The sequence below is a fragment of the Kitasatospora sp. NPDC054768 genome (genome assembly GCF_053612025.1).
Genome location: NZ_JBSHBN010000021.1, coordinates 1 through 21,861, shown reverse-complemented (window position 1 = coordinate 21,861; position 21,861 = coordinate 1). Strand labels below are relative to the sequence as shown.

The following is a 21,861-nucleotide window of genomic DNA, read 5'->3' as shown; positions in this document are numbered from 1 at the left end:
GCGGGCCCTCAGCATGACGCGCCGTCGCCCCGTCTCTGATCACCGGCCCGGCCAAGAGCACCCGCCCCCTGCGCCATCGCGGCGCCTTGCGGCGACGGGCGCTCGGTGCCGCGCGGGAGGGGCGCCGGGAGGGGCGCCGGCCGTGGTGCGGGGCCGGCGGCCGGGGCGGATGCTGAGGGGGGTGGAGGTGGTGCTGTGGCGGGGTTGCTGCGGCTGGCGTCGGTGTCGCGGGAGGTGGCGGCGGAGGCCGGACGGCGGGCGAAGACGGAGTTGTTGGCCGGTTGTCTGCGGGGCCTTGGGCCGGTGGAGGGGGCGGCGGCGGTCGCCCTGCTGTCCGGGGAGTCGCAGCGGCTGCGGACCGGCATCGGGCCCGCGGCGCTGCGGGGGCTGCCGGAGCCGGCGGCGGAGGCCTCGCTCGGCGTCCGGGAGGTGGAGCGGGAACTGGAGCTGATCGCGGGGGTGCACGGGACGGGGGCCCAGGCGGAGCGGCGGCGCTTGTTGCACGGGCTGTTCGCGCGGGCGACCGCCGTGGAACAGGGGTTCCTGCGGGCGGTGCTGGTCGGGGACCTGCGGCAGGGGGCGCTGGACGCGGTGGTGGGGGACGCCGTGGCGCGGGCGGCCGGGGTGCCGGCGGCGGCGGTGCGGCGGGCGTTGATGTTCCGGGGGTCGGCCCGCGCGGTGGCGCAGGCCGCGCTGACCGGTGGGCAGCCGGCGCTCGCGGCGTTCCGGCTGGAGGTGGGACGGGCGGTGCGGCCGATGCTGGCCGCCTCGGCGCCGGACGTGGCCACCGCGCTGGAGCGCACCGGCCCGGCCGCGGTGGAGTGGAAGCTGGACGGCGTCCGGGTGCAGGTGCACCGGGAGGGCGGGGAGGTCGCGGTGTTCACCCGCGGCCTGGAGGACATCACCGCCCGCGTCCCCGAGGTGACCGAGGCCGCGCTGGCGCTGCCGCTGCGCTCGGCGGTGCTGGACGGTGAGGCGATCGCGCTCGGCCCGGACGGCCGGCCGCGCCCGTTCCAGGAGACCGCCGCACGCACCGCCTCCCGGCGGGAGCCGCACCGGCTGCGTGCCGAAGTCCCGCTCGAGGCCTACTTCTTCGACCTGCTGCACCGGGACGGCGAGGACCTGGTGGACCGTCCCGGCCGGGAGCGCTGGGCGGCGCTGGCCGAGGCGGTGCCGGACGGCCTGCGGCCCGCCCGCGTCGAGACCGGGGACCGCGACCGGGCGCTGGCCTTCTTCCGGGAGACGCTGGCGCTCGGCCACGAGGGCGTGCTGGTGAAGGATCCGGCGGCCCCGTACGCGGCCGGGCGGCGCGGCGCGGGCTGGATCAAGGTCAAGCCCCGGCACACCCTGGACCTGGTGGTGCTGGCCGCCGAGTGGGGCAGCGGGCGGCGGCGCGGCTTCCTCAGCAACCTGCACCTGGGCGCCCGGGCGGCGGGCGAACCGGGGCTGGGCCCGTGGGTGATGCTCGGCAAGACCTTCAAGGGCCTGACCGACGAGACGCTCGCCCGGCAGACCGCCGAACTGCTGGCCCGGGAGACCGGGCGGGACGCCTGGACGGTGCGGGTCCGACCGGAACTGGTCGTCGAGATCGCCTTCGACGGGGTGCAGCGCAGCTCCCGCTATCCGGCCGGTCTCACCCTGCGGTTCGCCCGGGTGGTGCGCTACCGGCCGGACAAGAGCGCCGACGAGGCCGACACCGTCGCGACCGTACGGGAGATCGCCGCCGCCGAGGGGCTGTGAGCCGCTGGCGAAGGGCGGTGAGCCACCGCCGAAAGGCCGGTGAGCCACCGCCGAAAGGCCGGTGAGCCACCGCCGAAAGGCCGGTGAGCCACCGCCGAAAGGCCGGTGAGCCACCGCCGACGGGCCGGATCCGGGCCGGCTCAGGGGCCGGTGGCTGCGGGGCGCGCACTTGTCACCACGGCGTCAATTCAAACCTGGTTCACCGCCCGGGGGCTCCGACGGGAGCCGAATCGGCCATTCTCGGTGATCCCGCCACCGCGCCCTCCGTGGACGGAGCAGCGCCGGTTAGGTTGGCAATGACAACGAGAGGCGGCCGCCGGGCAGCCGGCGGCGCACTGGCGAGAGGTGCCCGACCATGCGGGTGAATGTCGACCGGGACCGCTGCTGCAGCTCCGGGATGTGCGTCACGAACGTTCCCGAGGTCTTCGACCAGGACGACCACGACAGCCTGGTGAGACTCCGTCAGACCTCCTTCCGGCCGGACCAGTTCGACGATCTCAGACTGGCCGCCCAGCTCTGCCCGGGCGGTGCGATCACCGTGGTCGAGGACGGGCCCGCACAGGCCGAGTAGGCCGGGAGGCCGAGGCCGGGCCGTTCCGGACACCCCGGCCGGCCCCTGACCGACGTCCGGTCACCACACCACCCCCACCGGAGAACCATCGCGACGCAAGGAGACCCCGCCTTGACGAGCACGCCCACCGTCCCCGCCGTCCCGCTCCCGGCCCGGCACTCCGCCGGCTGCCCGTTCGGCCCGCCGCCCGCGTACACCGAGGCCGCCGCGAGCGCCCCGCTGACCCGCGGCGATCTGCCCGGCGGCGATTCCTGCTGGCTGGCCACCGGCTACGCCGAGGTCCGCACCATCCTGTCCGACCGCCGGTTCAGCGCCGACATACGCCACCCCTCCTTCCCGCTGCTGGTCGCCGGCGACCGGGAGCAGATCACCGATACCCCGAGCTTCCTGAACCTGGACGACCCCGAGCACGCCCGGCTGCGCCGCATGGTCACCGGGGACTTCCTGGTCAAACGGGTCCAGGCGATGCGCCCGGACATCCAGCGGATCGTGGACGAGGCGCTGGACGCCATGACCGATGGCCGCACCGAGGCCGACCTGGTCGCCGACTTCGCGCTGCCCGTCCCCTCCCTGGTGATCTGCCTGCTGCTCGGCGTCCCCTACGAGGACCACGAGTTCTTCCAGGGCGTCGGCCGGACGCTGCTCAGCAACGCCAAAACGATCGAGCAGCGCCTGGCGGCCCGGGACGAGATGCTGGAGTACCTGGAGGGGCTGGCGACCCGCAAGCGGGCGGAGCCGCGGGACGACATCATCAGCCGGCTCGCCGTCCGGGACGACCTCACCCCGCGCGAGGTCGCCAGCACCGGCATCCTGCTGCTGATCGCCGGGCACGAGACGACCGCGAACATGATCTCGCTCTCCACCGCCCTGCTGCTGGACCGGCCCGAGCAGATCGCCAGGCTGGCCGACCCGGCCGCCCTGCCCGGCGCGGTGGAGGAGCTGCTGCGCCACCTCACCATCGTCCACACCGGGGTGGCCCGGCTGGCCCTGGAGGACGTGGAACTGGGCGGCACCACGGTCCGCGCCGGGGAGGGCGTGATCGCGATGCTCTCCACCGCCAACCGGGACGAGGAGGTGTTCGGCGGCGCCGACCGGCTGCCGGTCGACGAGCTGGACCTGGACCGGGACGCCCGGCGGCACCTGGCCTTCGGCTTCGGCGTGCACCAGTGCCTCGGCCAGCCGCTCGCCCGCGCCGAACTGCAGATCGCGCTGGCCACGCTGTTCCGGCGGCTGCCCGGGCTGCGGCTGACCGTCCCCCGCGACGAGCTGGCGTTCCGCACCGACTCGTTCATCTACGGCATGCGGTCACTGCCCGTCGCCTGGTGACGACCGGGCGAGGTCCGGGCGAGGTCCGCGGAGGCCCGCGGAGGCCCGCCGGGTCACCCGGCTGGCCCCGACGCCGGGGCGGAGGCAGGCTGGAGGGGCGAAGAGACACCTCCGGTCCTGCCGCGCCCGCGACCCCGCGCGCCGGGACCGGCCGAGGAGACGGAGCCCGCGATGACCGACATGAGCGACCGGTCCAAGGTGAGCACCGAGGACGACGAGGACGTCCGCGCCGCGGACCCCGAGGAGGGCATCCCCTCGATGCAGAACCTGCACGCGCAGGACACCTCCCAGGCGGAGGGCGCCCCCATGCTGGACGAACCCGGCCAACCCGACTGAACCGTCCGCCGTACCGACTCGACCGCCCGGTGGGACCGGGCGGTCGCCGTGACCGCGGGTGTCGCTGCTCCGGCGGCGGGCCACCCGCGGGGGAGGATAGGCGCATGACCGAACACGACCAAGGCAACCGCCAGGCCCGGCCGTCCGCGGACCCGCGCACGTCGTGGGCGACCTGGACCACCCAATCGATCATCAGCGGCCCCGGTGGGGTGACCACCACCGAGGTCGGCCCCATCTCCGGCGACCTCACCGTGCACACCACCTGGGTGGACGGCGAGGCGAGGCTGACCGTCCAGTACACCGGCGCGCTGGACTGGTACACGGTCGCCGGCAGCCCGGTGCCGGCACACGACGAGAGCACCGCGCGGGCGATCCACCAGGCGATGGTGAACGGCGTCAAGGCCGGCCGGGGCGCGGGTGCCCCGGCCCCGCCGAAGCCGTAGCGTCTGTCTTCAAACTCCCGTCGTCCGCCCGGAGGGCGGGCGGGGCGGCGTTGGGGTGCGTGCATCGCAAGGCGGAGGAGGGCGCCACTGCGGTGGTGGCACTCCCGGCAGCTCCAGGAGGAACGGCAGGACGACGGCGCGCCCCGGACCGGTCCCGGGCGCGCCGTCCTGCTCCTCGCCGCTACGGAGCCTTCCCGTCGGCCTCCACCGCCCCGCCCTTCGGCACCGCCCCGCCCTTCGGCACCGCCCCGCCCTTCGGCACCGCCCCGCCCTTCGGCACCGGCGCGGCCTCGGCCCAGTAGCCGCCGTCCGCCGGGCGGCGCCCGCGCAGGTCCGCCCGCACCTCGCCGGCCAGCCGGCGGGTGTCGCGGCGGTTCATGGTCGCGCCGATGCCGGCGCCGACCAGCAGCGGTATCACCGCCGGCAGGTGGCGCAGCGAGCTGCGGGTCAGCCGGCGGCGGACCTGCTGGCGCACCTCCGAGCTGATCGCCAGCGCGGCGAAGCCGGCGGGCCGCACCAGCAGGTTCGCGTCGATCCCCCGGCGGTTGGCCCAGGCGCCGAGGTAGGCGCCGGTCCGCTGGGTGGCGCCGCCCTGCGCCGGAGTGCCGTAGACCTCGTGCAGCTCGGCGATCAGCTTGATCTCCACGGCCGCCACCGCGAGCGTCTCGGCGGCGATCTCCAGCGGCATCGCGGGCGGCACCGGCAGCATCGCCGCCGCGCCGACGCCCGCGCCGAGCGCGCTGGAGGCCCGGACGGCGCCGGTGACCAGCAGGTCGGCCAGCTGCTCCGGGAAGGCCGCGTCCGGGTGCTGCGCCCGCAGGGTGGCGAGGTCGCGCACCGGGATCCGGGGCGCGGTCCGCACCAGCTGTTCGGTCAGGGCCCGGCCGCCGTACGCGGCGCCCTTGGCCGTTCCCCTGGCGGCGGCCCGCCCGCCGTGGCCGAGCAGCCGGGCGGTGTGCAGCACCACGGCCCGGCCGCGGCCGCGCTGCTTCGCGGCGTACTCGGCGACCGGGCCGACGGGCTGCTCGGACTCCTCGACCAGTTCGGCGAGCTGCTCGCTCAGATCGGGCTCGGGAGCCGGCCGGGAGCGGCCCGGCCTGCGGAAGACTGCCATGGGAACCCGGTACCCCTTTCGCGACGACGGCACCGCCCTGGGGGGCCTACTCGGCGACCTCCACCCCGTGCCAGAAGGCGATCCGGCCGCGCACGTGCTCGGCCCCGGGCTCGGGGTCGGCGTAGAACCAGGCGGCGTCCGGGTTGGTCCGCCCGTCCACCTCCAGGGTGTGGTAGCCGGCGGTGCCCTTCCAGCCGCACACCGTGGTGGTGTCCGAGGGGCGCAGGTACTCGGTGCGCACCGCCTCGGCCGGGAAGTAGTGATTGCCCTCGACGACGACGGTGTCGTCGCTCTCGGCGATGACGACGCCCTGCCAACTCGCTGTGGTCATACGGCGATTGTTCCCGACCACGGGCGGCCTCACCCCTTCCGTGTTCCGGGCGGTCCGGCTGCGGCCGGGCGGCGCCGGTCAGGTCAGCGGGTGGGCGTGCACCGGCACGTGCGGACTCTGGTGGCCGCCGCTGGCGAGCATCCGGACCTCGCCGGCGGCGCTGATCTCGGCCCGGACGATGCCGCTCTCGTCCTCGTACACCGGGTGGCCGCCCGGCCCGCTCGCGTCGGTGCGGGTGACCACCACGACGTCCTGCGGGGCCTGGGTGCCCGGGGTCCCGGGGAAGGTGAGGGCGTAACGCTCGGCGGGTTTCATCACACCTGCTCCTGCCTACCCGGCGACCTCGGCCGGCACGGCGGCCCGCGTGTGCGGGCCGCGGACCTCCAGCTCCGCGAGCAGCCGGGCGGTGGCCTCCGCGACCGCCTCCACCGCCCGGTCGAAGGCCTCCCGGTTGTGCGCCGCGGGGGCGCGGAACCCGGACACCTTGCGGACGTACTGGAGCGCGGCGGCGTGGAAGTCCTCCTCGTCGGCGTCGGGCGTGACGGGGGGTCGCAGCGTCTTGATGTTGCGGCACATGCTCCCAGTCTCGCGCGCGGGAGCCGTGTCGGCGACCCCCTTTCGTCACACGCACCTCACAGCGCCGTCATCCGGCCGGATTAGGATGCCGGACGAACGAATTCGTCCCACCGCCGTCCCACCTCCGTTCCACCTTCCTCCCGCCGCGCGCTTCCCCGGTCCGTCGGCATCACTCCGGAGTCACCCCCTTGCCTCTCGCGCTGCTCGCGCTGGCCGTCACCGCGTTCGCCATCGGAACCACCGAGTTCGCCGCCATGGGGCTGCTCCCCCAGGTCGCCGACAGCCTCCACGTCTCCATCCCGCAGGCGGGCTGGCTGATCTCGGCGTACGCCCTGGGGGTGGTGGTCGGTGCGCCGCTGCTGACCGCGCTGGCCGCCGGGCGGCCCCGCAAGGCGGTGCTGGTGGCGCTGGCCGGACTGTTCGCGACCGGCAACCTGCTGTGCGCGGTGGCGCCGGACTTCTGGACCCTGGCCGCCGCCCGGCTGATCACCGGGCTGCCGCACGGCGCCTTCTTCGGGGCGGGCGCGGTGGCGGCGGCCGAGCTGGTCGCACCGGACCGCCGGGCCCGGGCGGTGGCCGTGATGTTCTCCGGCCTGACCGTCGCCAACATCGTCGGCGTCCCGGCCGCGACCCTGCTCGGCCAGCACCTGGGCTGGCGGGCGACCATGCTGGTGGTCGTGCTGATCGCGGCCGCCGGGACGCTCGCCATCGCCCGGCTGGTGCCCGCGCTGCCCTCCCCCGGCCAGTCCGGGCTCCGGAACGAGCTGCGGGCCTTCCGCAGCGGGCAGCTCTGGCTGGCGCTGGCCACCGTGGTGTTCGGCTGCGGCGGCTTCTTCGCCTGCTACAGCTACATCGCCCCGCTGCTCACCAACGTCTCCGGCTACGCCACCGGCTCGGTGACCCTGGTGCTCGCACTGTTCGGCGTCGGCATGACGATCGGCAACGTGCTGGGCGGGTTCGCCGCCGACCGGGCGCTGCGGCCCACCGTGTGCGCGGCCTTCGTGCTGCTCTCCGCCACCCTGGCACTGTTCGCGGTGACCGCGCACGCCCGCTGGTCGGCGGCCGTCACGGTGGTGCTGATCGGGCTGTTCGGCTTCGCGATCGTGCCGGCCGTGCAGACCCTGGTGCTCCGGAAGGCTCGCAGCGCGCCGACCCTCGCCTCGGCGACGGTCCAGGGCGCCTTCAACCTGGCCAACGCCCAGGGCGCGTACTTCGGCGGGCTGGCGCTGGACGCCGGGCTCGGCTGGACCGCCCCGACGCTGGTCGGCGCGGTCCTGGCCGCCGCGGGGACGCTGATCGCGGTGCTCGCCTGGGTGGTCGACCGCCGCCGGCCCGCCCCCGTGACGACGGAACCGGCGGCGGCCGCGATGACCACCGCCTAGCACGGGCCCGGTGTCTCCCGGTGGGCCTCATATCTCCCGGTGGGCCTCGGCGAGCAGCTGGTAGCCGGCGCCGTTGGCCCTGATGCCCGCCTTCTCGTCCTCGGTCAGCTCCCGGCGGACCCTGGCCGGGACGCCGGCGACCAGCGAGCCGGGCGGGACGACCATGCCCTGCGGCACCACCGCGCCGGCCGCGACCAGCGAGCCGGTGCCGATCCGGGCGCCGTTGAGCACGGTGGCGTTCATGCCCACCAGCACGTCGTCCTCGACGGTGCAGCCGTGCAGCACGGCGTTGTGGCCGACCGAGATCCGCTCGCCGACCACCAGCGGGAAGCCGGGGTCGGCGTGCAGGGTGCAGTTGTCCTGGATGTTGCTGCCCGCGCCGACGCTGATCGACTCGGCGTCACCGCGCAGCACCGCGCCGTACCAGACACCGGCGCCGGCGGCGACGGTCACGTCCCCGACCACGACGGCGTTCGGCGCCACGAAGGCGCCCGGGTCGACGGCGGGCACCCTGCCCCCGACGGCGGCGATCAGCGGCTCTGCCATGTCTCGTCCTCCTGGTGACGGTGGGCCGTTCGCCCGCCGGTCAGCGTAGGGGGTCGGTCACGGCGCCGTGCGGGCGAGGTCGGTTCCGGCGGCCACCGGCCGGGGTCGGTCATCCCGGCGAGGGCGGCGTCGGCGGCCTCCCAGTCGGCGCGGCCCGGAGTGCGGGCCCCGACTTCTGACACCCTGTCATGGTTTCTGCCGCCGGTCCTCGGCCTGGGGGCGGGGTCCGACCCGGAGCGAACCCGGGACGGCCCCGGAGCCGTACCCCGGGACGGCTCGGGGTACGGCTCCGGGAACGCCGGCCGGAACGGCTCCGGCGCGCGTCAGGCGAGCGGCGCCTTGGTGCGCAGGACCTCGACGAAGGCGCGCAGCCACCCCGGGTGGTCGGGCCAGGCGCGGGCCGAGACGACCGTGCCGTCCACCACGGCCTCGCCGTCCACGAACTCGGCGCCCGCCGCCTTGATGTCCGGGGCCAGCGCCGGGTAGGCCGAGGTGCGGCGGCCGTTCAGCACGCCGGCGGCGGCGGTGATCAGCGGGCCGTGGCAGATCTGGGCGACGGGCTTGTCCTCGGCGAAGAAGTGCTGCGCGATCCGCTGCACGTCCGGGTCGTTGCGCAGGTACTCGGGGGCGCGGCCGCCGGGGATGACCAGGGCCACGTAGTCGGCCGGGTCGACGTCGGCGAGGGCCACGTCGGCGGGCCAGGTGTAGCCGGGCTTCTCGGTGTAGGTGTCGAACCCCTCGACGAAGTCGTGCACCACGAACTGGAGGCGCTTCTTCGTCGGGGCCGCGATGTCGACCTGGTAGCCCTCCTCGCGCAGCCGCTGGTACGGGTAGAACACCTCCAGTGACTCGGCGGCGTCCCCGGTGACGAGCAGGATCTTCGATGTCATCGCCGACATCCCTCCACGTGGTCGAGCCTCAGGTCGGGTACGGGCGCCGGGCGGTGGCAGCCGGCCCGGGCCCGGTCCAACCTCCCGTACCGGGGTCACCGTTGGCAACGGGGCGCACCGGGCGCGCAACGGCGCATACGGACGTGCGCGCGCCGGTTACGGGGAGTGCGCGCCGGTGGGACGCCCGGCTGCGGAGGCCGGCGGCCCGGGTCCTAGACTCCTGCTGCCTGTGACCGTCCCCCTCCCGGAGAAGCCCATGCCCGACCGCACCACCCACCTCGTCCTGCCCGGCTACCAGAACTCCGGCCCCGAGCACTGGCAGACCCGCTGGGAGGCGGCCGAGCCGGACTCCTTCCGCCGGGTCGAACAGGCGGACTGGGACCACCCGGAGCGGACGGACTGGGTGGCCCGGGTGGACGCGGCGGTGGCCGCCGCCCGGGGCCCGGTGGTACTGGTCGCCCACAGCCTGGGCTGCGTCACGGCGGCCCACTGGGCGGCCACCGCCGCCGCCGGGCGGACCGCCGCCGTCCGGGGCGCGCTGCTGGTGGCCCCGGCGGACGTCGACACCGCCGAGGTCCCGGAGCTGGTGGGCTTCCGCCCGGTGGCACTGGAGCCCTTGCCGTTCCCGGCCGTGGTGGTCTCCTCGACCGACGACCCGTGGGTCTCCCCCGAGCGGGCCCGCGCGTTCGCCGCCGCCTGGGGCGCCCGGTACGTCGAGCCGGGCGCGTACGGGCACCTCAACTCCGACTCCGGACTGGGCGACTGGCCGGAGGGCCGGAAGCTGCTCGCCGAGCTGTGACCGCGACCACGGGGGAACGGGGAACGGGGGCGGAGGGACGATGAACCGGGGGACGACGAACCGACGCACGTCCCGGTCCAGGCGCGTCCTGGTCCGGCTGCTGGCGGCCGGCGGGCTGGCCGCCGTGCTGCTCTACACCGAGGGGCAGTGGGAGAGCCGGTCGGGCGGGCGGATGCTGGTGGCCGACCTGTTCAACCGGCCGGAGCTGCTGCTCGGCGGCGCGCTGGCGGCGCTGATCGCGGCCGCCTGGCTGGGCGACCTGCGCGCCGCGGTGCGGACGGCCACCCGGACCGTCACGGTGACCGCCGGGGTGGTGTTCCTGCTCGGCGTGGTGGCCGCGCACAAGGTGTCGGCGGCCGAGACCCGCAGCCGGGAGGACGCCCCGGCCGGGGCCGAGCGCGCCCTGGTGGTGGTGCACCGCTCGTACGCCACCGGGCCGGAGTCGGGCGAGCACTGGCAGGTGCTGCTGGAGAGCGGTGAGGGCTGGTCGGCCCGGCGCTGGTCGCTGGCGGACGTCGGCAGGGACCAGGGCGACGCCCGGCTGGTGGAGGCGAGCTGGACCGGGCGGGAGCAGATCACCGTGGTGACCGACTCCTATCGGCGGGTGTTCAACCTCGACCAGGACAGCGGGGAGCCGGTCGCGGCGCGGTAGCCCGGCCCGACCCGAGGCCGTCGCCCGTCGCCCGTCGCCCGTCGCCCGTCGCCCGTGGGCAGCTGGGCAGCTGGGCAGCTGGGCGTCACTGCTCCGTCATGTGCGCGATCATCTGCTCCCGGACCCGGTCGAGGTGGCGGGCCATGACCTCGGCGGCGCGGTCGGCCCGGCCCTCGGCGACGGCCTCCGCGAGGTGCTCGTGGTCGGCTATCGAGGCCTCGGTGTGCGAGGCCGGCACGTTGTGCCGGCTGCGGAGCACCGCGATCTGCTGGTGCACGCGCTCCACCTGTTCGGCGATCCGGGGGCTGCGGGCCGCGTCGAGCAGCGCCTGGTGGAAGTCGAGACTGCTGCGGTGGGCGAACCGGCGGCCCCCGGTCATCAGCTTCCTCGACTGTTCGCACGCCCGGCGCAGGGCCGTGACGTCCTTGCGGTCGCGCCGCTCGGCGGCCAGGCGCGCGGCGGCGGTCTCCAGCGCGGACCGCAGCTCGAACAGGGCCTCGACCTCCCGCGGGCCGGCCTCGAAGACGACGGCGCCCTTGTTGGGCACGTGCACGAGCAGGCCCTCGCTGACGAGCTGCCGGATGGCCTCGCGCAGCGGTCCCCTGCTGATGCCCAGCTCGCGGGCGACCTCCACCTCGTTGATCCGGGTTCCGGACGGGATCTCGCCGGTGAGGACGCGCTCGCGGAGCGTGCCCACGAGCTGGCCCGCCAGGCCGCGCCGGAGGGTCTCTGGCATGGGTGGTGTCCGTCCGTTCGGGACTGGCCGCCGCTGTCGTCCGGCCAGGTCGGGGGGTGTGCCCGGGGTGATGGGCCGGAGCGCCGTGGCGTCGGCGGCCGACGGTGGCACAGGGCCGCGTCCGAGTATGTCAGCACCCGGCGGGGGCATCGGCGCGGACCACGTTAAAGTGATAACTGTTGACACTTCGAGTCGTCCTTTCGGCCGTGGGGCCGAAGAGAGGGGAATGCGCTGTGCACGCGATGGTGGCGGAGGTGTGGCGAGGTGACTTCCTGGAGTCGGTGCACCACGGGACGGTCCTCGCACTCGGTCCTGACGGGCGGACGGTGCTGAGCCTCGGCGAGACCGACCGCCCGATGTACCCCCGGTCGTCCAACAAGCCGCTCCAGGCCCTCGGCATGCTGCGTGCCGGACTCGACCTGGACGGCGAACTGCTGGCCCTGGCCTGCGCCAGCCACTCCGGCGAGGCCTTCCACCTCGACGGCGTCCGCGAGATCCTCGGGGGCGCCGGCCTCAACACCAGCGCTCTGCGGTGCACGGCCGCGCTGCCCATCGGGGAAGCCGCACTGCGGGACCACCTGGCGGCCGGCGGCGGCCCCACTCCGCTGACGATGAACTGCTCGGGCAAGCACGCCGCGATGCTCGCCACCTGCGTCGCCAACGGCTGGGACACGGCCACCTACCTCGACCCCGGCCATCCCCTGCAGCGGGCCCTGCGGGACACCGTCGAGGACCTGGCCGGCGAGAAGGTCGCCGCGACCGGCGTGGACGGCTGCGGAGCCCCCCTGTTCGCCATCGGCTACCGCGGCCTGGCCCGGGCCTTCGCCGCACTGGCGACGGGCCCCGCCGGGTCACCGGAACGGCGGGTCGCCCGGGCGATGAACCAGCACGCCGAGTACGTCGGCGGGACCGGTCGGGACGTGACCCGCCTGATGCGCGCGCTTCCCGGCTCGGTCGCCAAGGACGGCGCGGAAGGGGTCTACGCCCTGGCGCTCCCCGACGGCTCCGCCGTCGCGCTCAAGATCGCGGACGGCTCCACCCGGGCCCGTCCCGTGGTGCTGGCCGCCGCGCTGCGACGGCTCGGCGTCCCGGTGGACACCGACGACACCCTCGCCGAACTGGCCGTCGTCCCCGTCCTCGGACACGGCGAACCGGTCGGCGCGGTGCGCCCGGCCCGGGCGCTCCTGGACGGTTCGCCGCTCCGGCCCACCCAGCCCGGCGCCACCGAGCCCGGCGCCACCGCCCCGACGGCCTGACGGCCTGCCGCCGCCCGGACGCACGGCGGAACCCCCGTCCGCCCGCGCGCCGCGGCCCCGCACGAGTACGGGTACTCGGGCGGGGCCGGGCGGCTCACCGGTCCTCGGGGTCCGCGGTGCCGGGCGGGGCGAAGGGCCCGGTGCGGCCGGGGGTCGGGGTGCCCCCGCGCGGCCTGCCGGTGTTCCCCGGGCCGCCGGTGGCGGGGGCGCCGGTGCAGGTGGCCGAGCCCGGCGTGCCGCCGGGGGTGGGGCAGTTGGTGTCCCGCCGCACCGGGTCCGGGATGTAGACGGTGGTGAAGTCCTTCTCCGGCATGTTCCGCACCGCGTCGCTCATCGCCTGCTGCCAGATCGGGCCGGGGCCGGTGGCGCCGAAGACCTCGGCCTGGTACTTGCCGCCGATCCGGATGTTGCGCATCGGCACCTTGGTGCCGGGGCTGCCCAGCCAGACCGAGCCCGCCAGGTTGCCCGTGTAGCCGGTGAACCAGGCCGACTTCTTCTCGTCCGTCGTCCCGGTCTTGCCGGCGATCTGGCGGCGGTCGTCCAGGCCGAGGTCCCGCGCGGTACCGCCCTTCTCGGTCACCCCGAGCAGCACGCTGTTGATCACGTCGGCGGTGTCCTCGGACATCGCCGGGGTGCACCGGACCTGGGGCACCGGGACGTCGGCGCCGTCCACCGTGGTGATCCGGTTGATCGCCATCGGCGCGCAGTAGGTGCCCCGGGCGGCGAAGGTCGCGTACACGTTGGCCATGGTCAGCGGGCTGACCTCCTGGGTGCCGAGGCCGAGCGCCGGCACCTCCTGCAGCGCCGAGCCGTCGGCCTTGCCCTCCATGCCCAGCTTGTTGGCCATCTGCTTGACGGCGCAGAGGCCGATCTCCTGCTCCATCTGCACGAAGTAGGTGTTCACGGAGAGCGCCATGGCCTGCTTGAGCTCGTACGGGCCGACCTCGGAGGTGCTCTCGTTGGGGATGGTCCCCTCCTTCTTCCCCTTGCTGAGGTTCTTCCAGGTGCCGTCGCAGGTCCGCATCGTCGGCCAGTCCATCCGGTTGGGCGAGTCGTACCGCTGGGTCGGCGACAGCCCGGCCTCCAGGGCGGCGGCGGCCACGATCGGCTTGAAGTTGGAGCCGGGCTGGAAGCCGATGCCGCCGCCCATCGCCGCGTCCACGTTGTAGTTGACGACGGTCTCGTTCTTCTCCTTGGCCAGGCCGTACGGGCGGGTCTGCGCCATCGCCAGGATCTTGCCGCTGCCGGGCTCGACCATCGTCATCGCGGCCGAGACCGGGTCGGTGACGTACACCTTGGTGGAGACGGCGTTCTGGGCCGCGGCCTGCTTTTCCGGGTCCAGCGTGGTGTAGATGTTCAGGCCGCCGGTGTCCCACAGCTTCTTGCGCTCCGCCGTGCTCTTGCCGAACGCCGGGTCCTGCTTGACCACGTGGCGCACGTAGTCGCAGAAGAAGCCCATCCCGGCCTGGGCGGTGATGCAACCGTTGCGCGGATCCTTGTAGTTGAGGCCGAGCGGGGCTGCCTTCGCCTCCCTGGCCTGCTCCGCGGTGATGTGCTTGTTCTCCACCATCTTGTCGATGACGGTGTCGCGGCGCTTCTGGGCGGCCACCGGGTGCAGCTTCGGGTCGTACTGGGACGGGTTCTGCACCAGCCCGGCGAGCATCGCCGCCTCGGGCAGGACGAGGTCCTTGGCGTCCTTGCCGAAGTAGCGCTGGGAGGCGGCCTGGATGCCGTACGCCTGGTGGCCGTAGAAGGTGATGTTGAGGTAGTTGGTGAGGATCTGCTCCTTGGTCAGGTCCTCCTCCAGCTTGATCGCGTACCGGAGTTCCTGGATCTTGCGGCCGAGCGTCTTGCGCTGCGCCTCGCGCACCGCGTCCGGGTCGTCCCCGGCCTTCTCGACGTTGACGTTCTTCACGTACTGCTGGGTCAGCGTGGAGGCGCCCTGGACGGCGGCTCCGCTCTCCGCGTTCTTGGTGATCGCGCGCAGGATGCCCTTGAGGTCGACGGCGCCGTGCTCGTAGAACCGGGCGTCCTCGATGTCGACCTGCGCCGTACGGATCAGCGGGGACATCTGGTCGGCGGGTATGACGGTCCGGTCGCGCTCGTACACCTTGGCGATCAGACCGCCGTTGGCGTCGAAGATCTGGGTCGCCTGGCTCAGCGGCGGAGTCTTGAAGTCGTCGGGGATGCTCTCGAAGCCCTCGGCGCCGTTCTTCGCCCCGAGTCCGACCGCCCCGGCCGCCGGGAGGATCAGGCCCGCCAGCAGGATGCCGCCCAGCACGCTGGCGCCGAGGAAGGTGGCCGCGTGGCCCAGGATGCCGAGCGGGGTCTCGCGGCGCCTCGGGCGCGGCACCCAGGTGTCGCCCGGGTCCGAGGCGGCGGGTATGCGGCTCTTCGGTGACATAGATCGAACATTACGGCCGTCAACAGGCCGTGGGGGGCGGGTGCCGGCGAAGGATTGTCACAAAATCGCGACGGATTCGACTCATTCCCGAGGGCCGAACGGGCGTGCACGCAGGAACAAGGGCCGTTCGTCCACGGCCCGTTGCCCCCGCGCGCTGCGTCCCGTGCCTGTCCGGCCCTACCCGCCCGGCCTTCCCCGCCCGGTCTTCACCGGCTCGGCCGGCGCCGCTCGGGCCGCGGCGCTCAGCCCGCCGGGCAGAAGACGTCCCGGGCCGGGCGGCGGCCGGTGACCAGGTAGTCCGTCACCACCTGGTCACCACAGGCGTTCCCGTTGGCCCGGTACACGTCGTGGCCGCCCGAGTCCACCGCCACCATCCGTGCCCGGTCCCCGAAGGCCGCCCGCAGCTTGAGCGCACCGGCGTACGGCGTCGCGGGGTCGCGCAGGTTCTGCGTGAGCAGCACGTTGGCCGGGCCGCGGTCGGTCACCCGCACCGGCGGCTCGGCGGGCGCGAACGGCCAGAAAGCACAGGGCATCACGTTCACCGGCAGGCCGGCGGTGAGCGGACGGGCGGCGCGGTCCGCGGTGACGGCCTTGGCGTAGCTCGCCGGGTCGGTGGGCCACTTGACGTCGTTGCAGAGGGTGCCGACCGAGACGGCGAGGGTGTTCTGCACCGCCTGCAGCTCCCGCTCGCCCAGCTTGGGCGGGGCGGGCAGCGGAGCCCGGCCGAGACCGGCCAGCATCAGCCGGGCGAGGACCGGGAACTTCGCGTCCGCGTACATGCTCTCCAGCAGGGTCTCGCGCAGCACGTTGCCGTTCAGCTCCGCCGGGTTGGCGCCCTCCCAGGGCAGCGGGGCCCGGTCGAGGCGGGCGGCGAGGTCGAGGAAGAGCGGGCGGACCTCCTCGGGGGTGTCCGCGACCCGGTCCGGGTTGTCCGGGGCCGACGCCCAGGCGGCGAAGTCGGGGAAGCGGTCCTCCACGCCCCGGCCGTAGTTGTCCAGCCAGCCGCGCCCGACCCGGGTCGGGTCCGGGTCGTCGTTGCTGTCCAGCACGATCCGGTCGGTGCGCTCGGGGAACATGGTGGCGTAGACCGCGCCCGCGTAGGTGCCGTACGAGACGCCCCACACGGAGAGGCGGCGCTCGCCGAGGGCGCGGCGGACGCTGTCGATGTCGCGGGCCTCGTTGGCGGTGGAGATGCTGCGCAGCACCGGGCCGCCGTTGCGCGCGCAGGTCTCGGCGACGCGGCGGGCGGTGGCCAGGTTCCCGTCGATCGAGCCGTCGGCGGCCGGCCAGGGACGCACCTTGACCATCGACAGGTCGGCGGTGTCCAGTGCGCAGCTGACCGGGGTGGAACGGCCGACGCCGCGCGGGTCGAAGCCGATCACGTCGTAGCGGTCCCGGACAGACTGCGGCAGGTGCCCCGCCATGCCGTGGACGAGGTCGAGGCTGGAGCCGCCCGGTCCGCCGGGGACGGCCAGCAGCACGCCGCGGCGGAGGCCGGGATCGGCGGCGGTGATCCGGGAGACGGCGAGGGTGATGCGGGGGCCGTTCGGGTCGGCGTAGTCCAGCGGGACGGTGACCTCGGCGCAGCGCTGGGGGCTGTCGGCCGGGGCGTCCGGACAGGCCGTCCAGGCCAGGCCGTCCCTTCCGGGCGGTGCGGTGCCGGCCGCGCCGGCGGGCAGGGCGCTCAGCGCGGTCATGGCGAGGGCGGCGGCCGCGGTGACCGCGGCGGTGATGGTACGGGTGGGCTTCGTCATGCCCAAGAGTCTGCTGCGGCACGGGACTTGGTCCCATCCGGACAGCGGGCCGGTCGGGGGTGGGGAAATCCCCCGGGGACGGGGTGGAGACCGCCGTCGGTCGCGGTCTCCAGCCGTGGAGGGTGGGGGCGGTGGGCGGGGCCGGTTTCGCCGGGCCGGTTCGCCGAGCCGGGTTCGCCGGGCCTGTTCGCTCAGAGGCCGAGCAGGCCCGGGTCGGTGGCCAGGGCGCGCAGCGGCTCGCGCGGGTCGGCGACCAGCCTGCGCTCCGTCAGGTCGAGGATGCCGCCGACGCCGGTGATCTCGGCGGCCAGCACGCCGTCCTCGCGGACCAGCCGCTGCACCAGCTGGAAGGTCTTGCCCTCCCGCCAGGTGAACGAGCAGCCCACCTCCACCGAGTCTCCCGCGCGCAGCTCCCGCAGGTACTTGACCGTGGTCTCCAGGACGACCGGGCCGACCCCCTCGGCGACCAGGTCCGCCTGGCGGATCCCGGCCGCCCGGAGGTACTCCCAGCGGGCGTGCTCGGCGTACTGGAGGTAGACCGCCTGGTTGAGGTGACCCTGGGAGTCGGTCTCGTACCCGCGGACGGTGATGCGTGTGGTGAAGTCCTGATCACTCATGCCCGCACGCTACTCCGGGCCGCGGGCGTGCCACCTCGTGTCCTGCGTCACGCCGTCACGCCGCCGGGTCCGGCCTCTCCGGGATCATCCGGTCAGGACGTCCAGCACCGGCGTGAGGGCGTCCGGGCGCCGGTCGACGGGCAGGTGCTCGACGGGGTGGAAGCCGCAGCCGAGCGCGGTCGCACCGCCGTCGCAGGTACGGTCGTCGCCGACCATCAGGACGTCGGCCGGAGCGAGCCCGAGCCGCTCGCAGGCGATCTCGAAGATCACCGGATCGGGCTTCTGCGCGCCGACCTCGTACGACAGCACGTAGACGTCGACCAGTTCCGCCAGGCCGTACGCGCGGAAGACCGGCCGCAGGTCCCAGCCGATGTTGCTCACCACCGCGACCGGCACGCCCCGGCGGCGCAGCTCGCGCAGCACGGCGGCGGTGTCCGGGTACGGCCGCCAGTTCGCGGGCGCCCAGTGGGACTCGTAGAGGGCGTCCACGTCGAGGGCGGCGGGCGGCTCGGCGTCGCGGGTCAGCGCGGTGTACGCGGCCCGGTGCAGCTCCGGGGTCAAGTCCCGGGTGTCCCACGCCGGCTGGACCTCCGGCCGGATCCGCCGCGGCGGCACCCCGCCGGGCAGGGCACCGAACTCCTCCAGCCGGGCCACCAGTTCGGCCTCCTCCCGGGCCGGCAGGACGAGGCCGGTGGCGGCGGTGTGGGCCGCCAGCCACTCGGCGGTGGGGACGACGCCGAAGAGGGTGCCGGAGAAATCGAACATCACGCCTTTGGTCATGGACCCCGAGCTTAGGGCGTGCCTTGTGGATCTTGTCGGATCAGGGCAGGGTGAGAATGCGCGGACCGTCCTCGGTGATGGCGACGGTGTGCTCGACGTGGGCGGCGCGGCTGCCGTCGACGGTGCGCAGGGTCCAGCCGTCCGGATCGGTGCGGTGGTCGTCGCGCCCGCCGGCCAGCAGCATCGGCTCGATCGCCAGCACCAGGCCGGGGCGCAGCGGGTAACCCCGCCCCGGGCGGCCCTCGTTGGCCACGTGCGGGTCCTCGTGCATCCGGCGGCCGATGCCGTGCCCGCCGTAGCCGTCCAGCAGGCCGTAGCGGCCGGCGCGGGCGACGGTGCCGATGGCATGGGCGATGTCCCCGGTCCGGTTGCCGACCACGGCGGCGGCGATGCCCGCTTCCAGGGCGCGCCGGGTGGTCTCGATCAGGGCGGTGTCCTCGGGGCGGGCGGTGCCGACGGTGAAGCTGACCGCCGAGTCCCCGGCCCAGCCGTCCAGGAGGGCGCCGCAGTCGATGCTCACCAGGTCGCCGTCGCGCAGCCGGTAGCCGTTCGGGATGCCGTGCACCACGGCGTCGTTCACCGAGGCGCAGATGACGGCCGGGAACGGGACGGGCGCGAAGGACGGGCGGTAGCCGAGGAACGGCGAGCCGGCCCCGGCGGCCTTGAGCACGCCCCGCGCCACCTCGTCCAGCTCCAGCAGGCTCACGCCGACCGCCGCCTGCTCCCGGACGGCCGCCAGCGCCTGCGCGACCACCCGTCCGGCCTCGCGCATCGCGGCCAGCCCGGCGTCCGACTTGAGTTCGACCATGGTGCTTCTCTCCTCTGGATCCAATTCTTATACCGGTATTTGTATCACGGTCGCGGGGCGTGGACGCCGGGCGGCGAGGGGGCCGTAGACTCGTCGGCATGGTGAGGACTCCGCTGACTTCGTGGGAGCGCGAGCGCGGCGAGCGCTTCGGGGCGCTGCTGCGGGAGGCGCGCGGCGAGCGCAGCATGGTCGAGGTGGCCGCGGCGGCCGGCGTCTCGGCCGAGACGCTGCGGAAGATCGAGACCGGCCGGGCGCCGACACCGTCCTTCTTCACCATCGCGGCGCTGGCCTTCGCGCTCGACCTGTCCATGGACGACCTGGCCGCCGCGTGCGCGCCCCCGGAGAGCGGCGAGGCGCTCTCCGCCTAGCGCACCCCTCCGCGGCGCCCGTACGCGGACCGTTAACATCCGGTGACGCGGCCTCCCGGATATTGTCACAATCAAAACTTGACGCGTTTATGCCACCGGACTAGCGTCGTCGTTCGTCGGCCTTCTCGGTTTTCACCGCCGAATCGATTTCCGAAGCCCTCCTCAAATCCCGTGATGATGTCGCTCGCGGGAATTTCGGTGTCCGTCGAAACGCGACGCGACACCGTCCGCCGAACGATCTTCATCGGTTTCCCCAGGAGCTGAAGACATGGTCGCCCCGCGCCCGATTCGCACGCCCAAGGAACTGCTCGCCCAGCAACTCGTCCCCGAGGAAGAATTCGCGACGATCACCGACGTCGCCAAGAAGTACGCCCTCAGCATCACTCCCGCCATGCGCGGGCGGATCGTCGAGCTCGACGATCCGGTCGCCCGTCAGTTCGTGCCCACCGGCCAGGAATTGATCTCCCTGCCGGAGGAGCGGGAGGACCCGATCGGCGACGACCCCTTCACCCCCGTCAAGGGCATCACCCACCGCTACCCGGACCGGGTACTGCTCAAGCCGGTGCTGGTGTGCCCCGTGTACTGCCGGTTCTGCTTCCGCCGGGAGGTCGTCGGCCCGGGCGACTCCATGCTGAAGGAGGGCCAGCTCGCCGCCGCCCTGGACTACATCCGCAGTCACCCGGAGATCTGGGAGGTGATCTTCACCGGGGGCGACCCGCTGATCATGTCCCCGAGCCGACTGCGGCCGATCCTGGCGGCGCTCGACGCGATCGAGCACGTCAAGGTGATCCGCTTCCACACCCGGGTGCCGGTGGTGGATCCGGACCGGGTGACCGAGGAACTGGTCGGGGCGCTCACCCTGGACACCCCGGTCTGGGTCGTCGTGCACACCAACCACAGCCAGGAGATCGGCCCCGGCGCGCGTCGCGCGCTGCGGCTGCTGGCCGGCTCCGGCATCCCGCTGGTCAGCCAGACGGTGCTGCTCAAGGGGGTCAACGACACCCCCGAGGCGCTGGAGGACCTGTTCCGCACCCTGATCGTGAACCGGGTCAAGCCGTACTACCTGCACCACGGCGACCTCGCCGTCGGCACCAGCCACTTCCGCACCACCATCGCGGAGGGGCAGGCGCTCGTCCGCCGGCTGCGCGGCCGGGTCTCGGGCATGTGCCAGCCGACGTACGTGCTCGACATCCCCGGCGGCCACGGCAAGGTGCCGATCGGCCCGGGCTACCTGAACGGCGACGGGACCGTGACCGACCCGTGGGGCATCACCCACACCTACCCGCCCCGGAGCAGCACGGACTGATCCTGCGGCAGTGCCCGGGGAGCCGACCGGCCGACCGGCCGGTCCGACGAGCGCCGAGCACTGAAACGACCGAGCACCGAGGACCGACCGCCCGACGCCGAAGGGAACCCACCGGCCCATGGTCACCGAACCCACCCCGTGCCGACCGGACTCCGCCCTCCCGACCCGCTCCCGGAGCTCCGCGACCGGCGTGATCGGCAACGCCGTCCGCCACCCGGGCGGAACGCTGACCCTGATCGGGGCCTCGGCGATCTGGGGCCTGTGGACCACCGCGGAGAAGTACGCCCTGCGCGGGCTCCCGGTCGTGACGGTGCTCGCCGTCTCCCTGGTCACCGCCGCCGCCCTGCCCTGGGCCCTCCTGCTCCGCCGGGGCCACCGGCGCCCGCCGCGCGACCAGCTGCGGCGGCTCGCCCTCCTCGGGCTGTTCGAGCCGATGGTCGGGTACGGGGCGATCGGGCTGGGGATGGCGCACATCGACGCGACCCAGGCCTCCGTCCTGCGCGGCTCGGAGGCCTGCTTCGTGGTCGCGCTGGCCGCGCTGGTCGGCCGCCGGGCACCCACGCCGCGCGCCGTCGGCGGCGTGGTGCTGGGCGCGGTGGGCATCGCGGCGCTGGGCGGCAGCCACGCCGTGTTCGGGCTCGGTACGGGGGACCTCCTCGTCCTGCTCGGCACGGTGGCGGCCGCGGCGGCCACCATCCTCACCGGACGGATCGTCCGGGACACCGATCCGCTGGTCGCCACGGCCTACCAGTTCGGCTTCGGGCTGCTGTTCACCGTGCCGCTGATCGCCGGTCAGTGGCTGCTGGGCGGCGGCCTGACCACCGGCGGGGCCCGCCCGCTGCACTGGCTGGTCGCGGCCGGGGTCTGCGGCGGCGGGCTGGCGGGCGCGTTCCTGATGTACAACCGCGCCGTGACCCGGACCCCGGTCACCACGGCGGGCGTGCTGCTGAACATCATCCCGGTGTTCGGGCTCGCCTTCGCGGTGCTGCTGCTGGGCGAGCGCATCGACGCCTGGCAGTACGGCGGGGCCGCGCTGATCCTGGCCGGGATCTTCCTCTTCTCCGAGGCGGACACGGCGTAGCGGCGGCCCCGACGGCGGCGGCCCGCCCCGCGCGCGGTGCGCGGG

The 21,861-nt window shown here is 74.4% G+C and carries 24 protein-coding genes; 12 read left to right on the top strand and 12 right to left on the bottom strand.

Going from position 1 to position 21,861, the window contains the following annotated elements; translation table 11 throughout:
- Positions 1 to 195: 195 nt before the first annotated feature.
- The 5 genes from ACWGKU_RS09140 (at position 196) to ACWGKU_RS09120 (ending at position 4,416) form a co-directional block, all read left to right on the top strand.
- Positions 196 to 1,740, top strand: coding sequence for an ATP-dependent DNA ligase (locus ACWGKU_RS09140; RefSeq protein WP_452179847.1), 1,545 nt, complete (start codon positions 196 to 198; stop codon positions 1,738 to 1,740).
- A gap of 355 nt (positions 1,741 to 2,095) precedes the next feature.
- On the top strand, positions 2,096 to 2,311 hold the full coding sequence (locus ACWGKU_RS09135; protein WP_359908818.1) for a ferredoxin: 216 nt from the start codon (positions 2,096 to 2,098) through the stop codon (positions 2,309 to 2,311).
- A 111-nt stretch (positions 2,312 to 2,422) separates the two neighbouring features.
- Entirely contained in the window at positions 2,423 to 3,637 is a 1,215-nt protein-coding gene (locus tag ACWGKU_RS09130) for a cytochrome P450 (RefSeq protein WP_452179846.1), read from the top strand.
- A 171-nt stretch (positions 3,638 to 3,808) separates the two neighbouring features.
- Complete coding sequence (locus ACWGKU_RS09125; RefSeq protein ID WP_401051087.1) at positions 3,809 to 3,973, top strand: hypothetical protein; 165 nt, start codon at positions 3,809 to 3,811, stop codon at positions 3,971 to 3,973.
- A 104-nt stretch (positions 3,974 to 4,077) separates the two neighbouring features.
- The gene (locus ACWGKU_RS09120) at positions 4,078 to 4,416 is read left to right on the top strand and encodes a hypothetical protein (protein ID WP_380553229.1); all 339 of its coding nucleotides are present in this window, start codon (positions 4,078 to 4,080) and stop codon (positions 4,414 to 4,416) included.
- 181 nt (positions 4,417 to 4,597) lie between these two features.
- Here ACWGKU_RS09120 and ACWGKU_RS09115 read toward each other — a convergent pair whose 3' ends face one another.
- The 4 genes from ACWGKU_RS09115 to ACWGKU_RS09100 all read right to left on the bottom strand — a co-directional run bounded on the left by ACWGKU_RS09115 (position 4,598) and on the right by ACWGKU_RS09100 (position 6,437).
- Complete coding sequence (locus ACWGKU_RS09115) at positions 4,598 to 5,530, bottom strand: hypothetical protein (RefSeq protein WP_452179845.1); 933 nt, start codon at positions 5,528 to 5,530, stop codon at positions 4,598 to 4,600.
- A gap of 46 nt (positions 5,531 to 5,576) precedes the next feature.
- Positions 5,577 to 5,861 (bottom strand): DUF427 domain-containing protein, encoded by a 285-nt coding sequence (locus ACWGKU_RS09110; protein ID WP_359912522.1) that lies wholly within the window; start codon positions 5,859 to 5,861, stop codon positions 5,577 to 5,579.
- A gap of 78 nt (positions 5,862 to 5,939) precedes the next feature.
- A complete protein-coding gene (locus ACWGKU_RS09105) occupies positions 5,940 to 6,176 on the bottom strand; it encodes a DUF6296 family protein (protein ID WP_380554301.1) in 237 nt (78 codons plus the stop codon).
- 15 nt (positions 6,177 to 6,191) lie between these two features.
- Complete coding sequence (locus ACWGKU_RS09100; RefSeq protein WP_401051092.1) at positions 6,192 to 6,437, bottom strand: DUF2277 domain-containing protein; 246 nt, start codon at positions 6,435 to 6,437, stop codon at positions 6,192 to 6,194.
- Positions 6,438 to 6,625: 188 nt separating this feature from the next.
- On the opposite strand from ACWGKU_RS09100, the gene ACWGKU_RS09095 reads away from it, so the two are divergent.
- On the top strand, positions 6,626 to 7,819 hold the full coding sequence (locus ACWGKU_RS09095; RefSeq protein WP_452179844.1) for an MFS transporter: 1,194 nt from the start codon (positions 6,626 to 6,628) through the stop codon (positions 7,817 to 7,819).
- Positions 7,820 to 7,846: 27 nt separating this feature from the next.
- On the opposite strand, the gene ACWGKU_RS09090 is transcribed toward ACWGKU_RS09095, so the two are convergent.
- Together ACWGKU_RS09090 and ACWGKU_RS09085 are read right to left on the bottom strand one after the other, a co-directional pair.
- On the bottom strand, positions 7,847 to 8,365 hold the full coding sequence (locus ACWGKU_RS09090; RefSeq protein WP_359912510.1) for a gamma carbonic anhydrase family protein: 519 nt from the start codon (positions 8,363 to 8,365) through the stop codon (positions 7,847 to 7,849).
- 323 nt (positions 8,366 to 8,688) lie between these two features.
- Positions 8,689 to 9,255, bottom strand: coding sequence for a DJ-1/PfpI family protein (locus ACWGKU_RS09085; protein ID WP_359912504.1), 567 nt, complete (start codon positions 9,253 to 9,255; stop codon positions 8,689 to 8,691).
- A gap of 229 nt (positions 9,256 to 9,484) precedes the next feature.
- On the opposite strand from ACWGKU_RS09085, the gene ACWGKU_RS09080 reads away from it, so the two are divergent.
- Together ACWGKU_RS09080 and ACWGKU_RS09075 are read left to right on the top strand one after the other, a co-directional pair.
- Complete coding sequence (locus tag ACWGKU_RS09080; protein ID WP_452179843.1) at positions 9,485 to 10,054, top strand: RBBP9/YdeN family alpha/beta hydrolase; 570 nt, start codon at positions 9,485 to 9,487, stop codon at positions 10,052 to 10,054.
- 40 nt (positions 10,055 to 10,094) lie between these two features.
- The gene (locus ACWGKU_RS09075; RefSeq protein WP_452179842.1) at positions 10,095 to 10,706 is read left to right on the top strand and encodes a hypothetical protein; all 612 of its coding nucleotides are present in this window, start codon (positions 10,095 to 10,097) and stop codon (positions 10,704 to 10,706) included.
- Between the two features lie 85 nt (positions 10,707 to 10,791).
- Here the strand turns inward: ACWGKU_RS09075 and ACWGKU_RS09070 are convergent, their stop codons facing one another.
- On the bottom strand, positions 10,792 to 11,442 hold the full coding sequence (locus ACWGKU_RS09070; protein WP_387695487.1) for a GntR family transcriptional regulator: 651 nt from the start codon (positions 11,440 to 11,442) through the stop codon (positions 10,792 to 10,794).
- A 242-nt stretch (positions 11,443 to 11,684) separates the two neighbouring features.
- Between ACWGKU_RS09070 and ACWGKU_RS09065 the strand changes: the two genes are divergently transcribed.
- On the top strand, positions 11,685 to 12,698 hold the full coding sequence (locus ACWGKU_RS09065) for an asparaginase (protein WP_452179853.1): 1,014 nt from the start codon (positions 11,685 to 11,687) through the stop codon (positions 12,696 to 12,698).
- Positions 12,699 to 12,792: 94 nt separating this feature from the next.
- Here ACWGKU_RS09065 and ACWGKU_RS09060 read toward each other — a convergent pair whose 3' ends face one another.
- The 5 genes from ACWGKU_RS09060 to map all read right to left on the bottom strand — a co-directional run bounded on the left by ACWGKU_RS09060 (position 12,793) and on the right by map (position 19,061).
- On the bottom strand, positions 12,793 to 15,102 hold the full coding sequence (locus ACWGKU_RS09060) for a transglycosylase domain-containing protein (protein WP_452179841.1): 2,310 nt from the start codon (positions 15,100 to 15,102) through the stop codon (positions 12,793 to 12,795).
- A 242-nt stretch (positions 15,103 to 15,344) separates the two neighbouring features.
- On the bottom strand, positions 15,345 to 16,856 hold the full coding sequence (locus ACWGKU_RS09055) for an alpha/beta hydrolase (RefSeq protein ID WP_452179840.1): 1,512 nt from the start codon (positions 16,854 to 16,856) through the stop codon (positions 15,345 to 15,347).
- 191 nt (positions 16,857 to 17,047) lie between these two features.
- Positions 17,048 to 17,473, bottom strand: coding sequence for an acyl-CoA thioesterase (locus ACWGKU_RS09050; RefSeq protein ID WP_452179839.1), 426 nt, complete (start codon positions 17,471 to 17,473; stop codon positions 17,048 to 17,050).
- Positions 17,474 to 17,557: 84 nt separating this feature from the next.
- Positions 17,558 to 18,253, bottom strand: coding sequence for an HAD family hydrolase (locus tag ACWGKU_RS09045; protein ID WP_401054920.1), 696 nt, complete (start codon positions 18,251 to 18,253; stop codon positions 17,558 to 17,560).
- Positions 18,254 to 18,293: 40 nt separating this feature from the next.
- Positions 18,294 to 19,061, bottom strand: coding sequence for a type I methionyl aminopeptidase (gene map / locus ACWGKU_RS09040; RefSeq protein WP_401054919.1), 768 nt, complete (start codon positions 19,059 to 19,061; stop codon positions 18,294 to 18,296).
- Between the two features lie 98 nt (positions 19,062 to 19,159).
- Between map and ACWGKU_RS09035 the strand changes: the two genes are divergently transcribed.
- From ACWGKU_RS09035 to ACWGKU_RS09025, 3 genes are all read left to right on the top strand, one after another.
- Entirely contained in the window at positions 19,160 to 19,429 is a 270-nt protein-coding gene (locus tag ACWGKU_RS09035; RefSeq protein WP_452179838.1) for a helix-turn-helix domain-containing protein, read from the top strand.
- Between the two features lie 268 nt (positions 19,430 to 19,697).
- A complete protein-coding gene (locus ACWGKU_RS09030) occupies positions 19,698 to 20,735 on the top strand; it encodes a lysine-2,3-aminomutase-like protein (RefSeq protein WP_452179836.1) in 1,038 nt (345 codons plus the stop codon).
- A 118-nt stretch (positions 20,736 to 20,853) separates the two neighbouring features.
- Positions 20,854 to 21,816 carry a DMT family transporter gene (locus ACWGKU_RS09025; RefSeq protein WP_401051581.1) on the top strand — a complete coding sequence of 321 codons (963 nt, stop codon included), beginning with the start codon at positions 20,854 to 20,856 and terminating at the stop codon, positions 21,814 to 21,816.
- The last annotated feature ends 45 nt before the right edge of the window (positions 21,817 to 21,861 follow it).

What these genes read in the sequence shown, in the direction of transcription:
- ACWGKU_RS09135 (WP_359908818.1), top strand. Translation starts at nt 2,096, where the DNA reads ATGCGGGTGAATGTCGACCGGGACCGCTGCTGCAGCTCCGGGATGTGC.
- ACWGKU_RS09125 (WP_401051087.1), top strand. Translation starts at nt 3,809, where the DNA reads ATGACCGACATGAGCGACCGGTCCAAGGTGAGCACCGAGGACGACGAG.
- ACWGKU_RS09120 (WP_380553229.1), top strand. Translation starts at nt 4,078, where the DNA reads ATGACCGAACACGACCAAGGCAACCGCCAGGCCCGGCCGTCCGCGGAC.
- ACWGKU_RS09115 (WP_452179845.1), bottom strand. Translation starts at nt 5,530, where the DNA reads ATGGCAGTCTTCCGCAGGCCGGGCCGCTCCCGGCCGGCTCCCGAGCCC.
- ACWGKU_RS09110 (WP_359912522.1), bottom strand. Translation starts at nt 5,861, where the DNA reads ATGACCACAGCGAGTTGGCAGGGCGTCGTCATCGCCGAGAGCGACGAC.
- ACWGKU_RS09105 (WP_380554301.1), bottom strand. Translation starts at nt 6,176, where the DNA reads ATGAAACCCGCCGAGCGTTACGCCCTCACCTTCCCCGGGACCCCGGGC.
- ACWGKU_RS09100 (WP_401051092.1), bottom strand. Translation starts at nt 6,437, where the DNA reads ATGTGCCGCAACATCAAGACGCTGCGACCCCCCGTCACGCCCGACGCC.
- ACWGKU_RS09090 (WP_359912510.1), bottom strand. Translation starts at nt 8,365, where the DNA reads ATGGCAGAGCCGCTGATCGCCGCCGTCGGGGGCAGGGTGCCCGCCGTC.
- ACWGKU_RS09085 (WP_359912504.1), bottom strand. Translation starts at nt 9,255, where the DNA reads ATGACATCGAAGATCCTGCTCGTCACCGGGGACGCCGCCGAGTCACTG.
- ACWGKU_RS09075 (WP_452179842.1), top strand. Translation starts at nt 10,095, where the DNA reads ATGAACCGGGGGACGACGAACCGACGCACGTCCCGGTCCAGGCGCGTC.
- ACWGKU_RS09070 (WP_387695487.1), bottom strand. Translation starts at nt 11,442, where the DNA reads ATGCCAGAGACCCTCCGGCGCGGCCTGGCGGGCCAGCTCGTGGGCACG.
- ACWGKU_RS09065 (WP_452179853.1), top strand. Translation starts at nt 11,685, where the DNA reads ATGGTGGCGGAGGTGTGGCGAGGTGACTTCCTGGAGTCGGTGCACCAC.
- ACWGKU_RS09060 (WP_452179841.1), bottom strand. Translation starts at nt 15,102, where the DNA reads ATGTCACCGAAGAGCCGCATACCCGCCGCCTCGGACCCGGGCGACACC.
- ACWGKU_RS09055 (WP_452179840.1), bottom strand. Translation starts at nt 16,856, where the DNA reads ATGACGAAGCCCACCCGTACCATCACCGCCGCGGTCACCGCGGCCGCC.
- ACWGKU_RS09050 (WP_452179839.1), bottom strand. Translation starts at nt 17,473, where the DNA reads ATGAGTGATCAGGACTTCACCACACGCATCACCGTCCGCGGGTACGAG.
- ACWGKU_RS09045 (WP_401054920.1), bottom strand. Translation starts at nt 18,253, where the DNA reads ATGACCAAAGGCGTGATGTTCGATTTCTCCGGCACCCTCTTCGGCGTC.
- map (WP_401054919.1), bottom strand. Translation starts at nt 19,061, where the DNA reads ATGGTCGAACTCAAGTCGGACGCCGGGCTGGCCGCGATGCGCGAGGCC.
- ACWGKU_RS09035 (WP_452179838.1), top strand. Translation starts at nt 19,160, where the DNA reads ATGGTGAGGACTCCGCTGACTTCGTGGGAGCGCGAGCGCGGCGAGCGC.
- ACWGKU_RS09030 (WP_452179836.1), top strand. Translation starts at nt 19,698, where the DNA reads ATGGTCGCCCCGCGCCCGATTCGCACGCCCAAGGAACTGCTCGCCCAG.
- ACWGKU_RS09025 (WP_401051581.1), top strand. Translation starts at nt 20,854, where the DNA reads ATGGTCACCGAACCCACCCCGTGCCGACCGGACTCCGCCCTCCCGACC.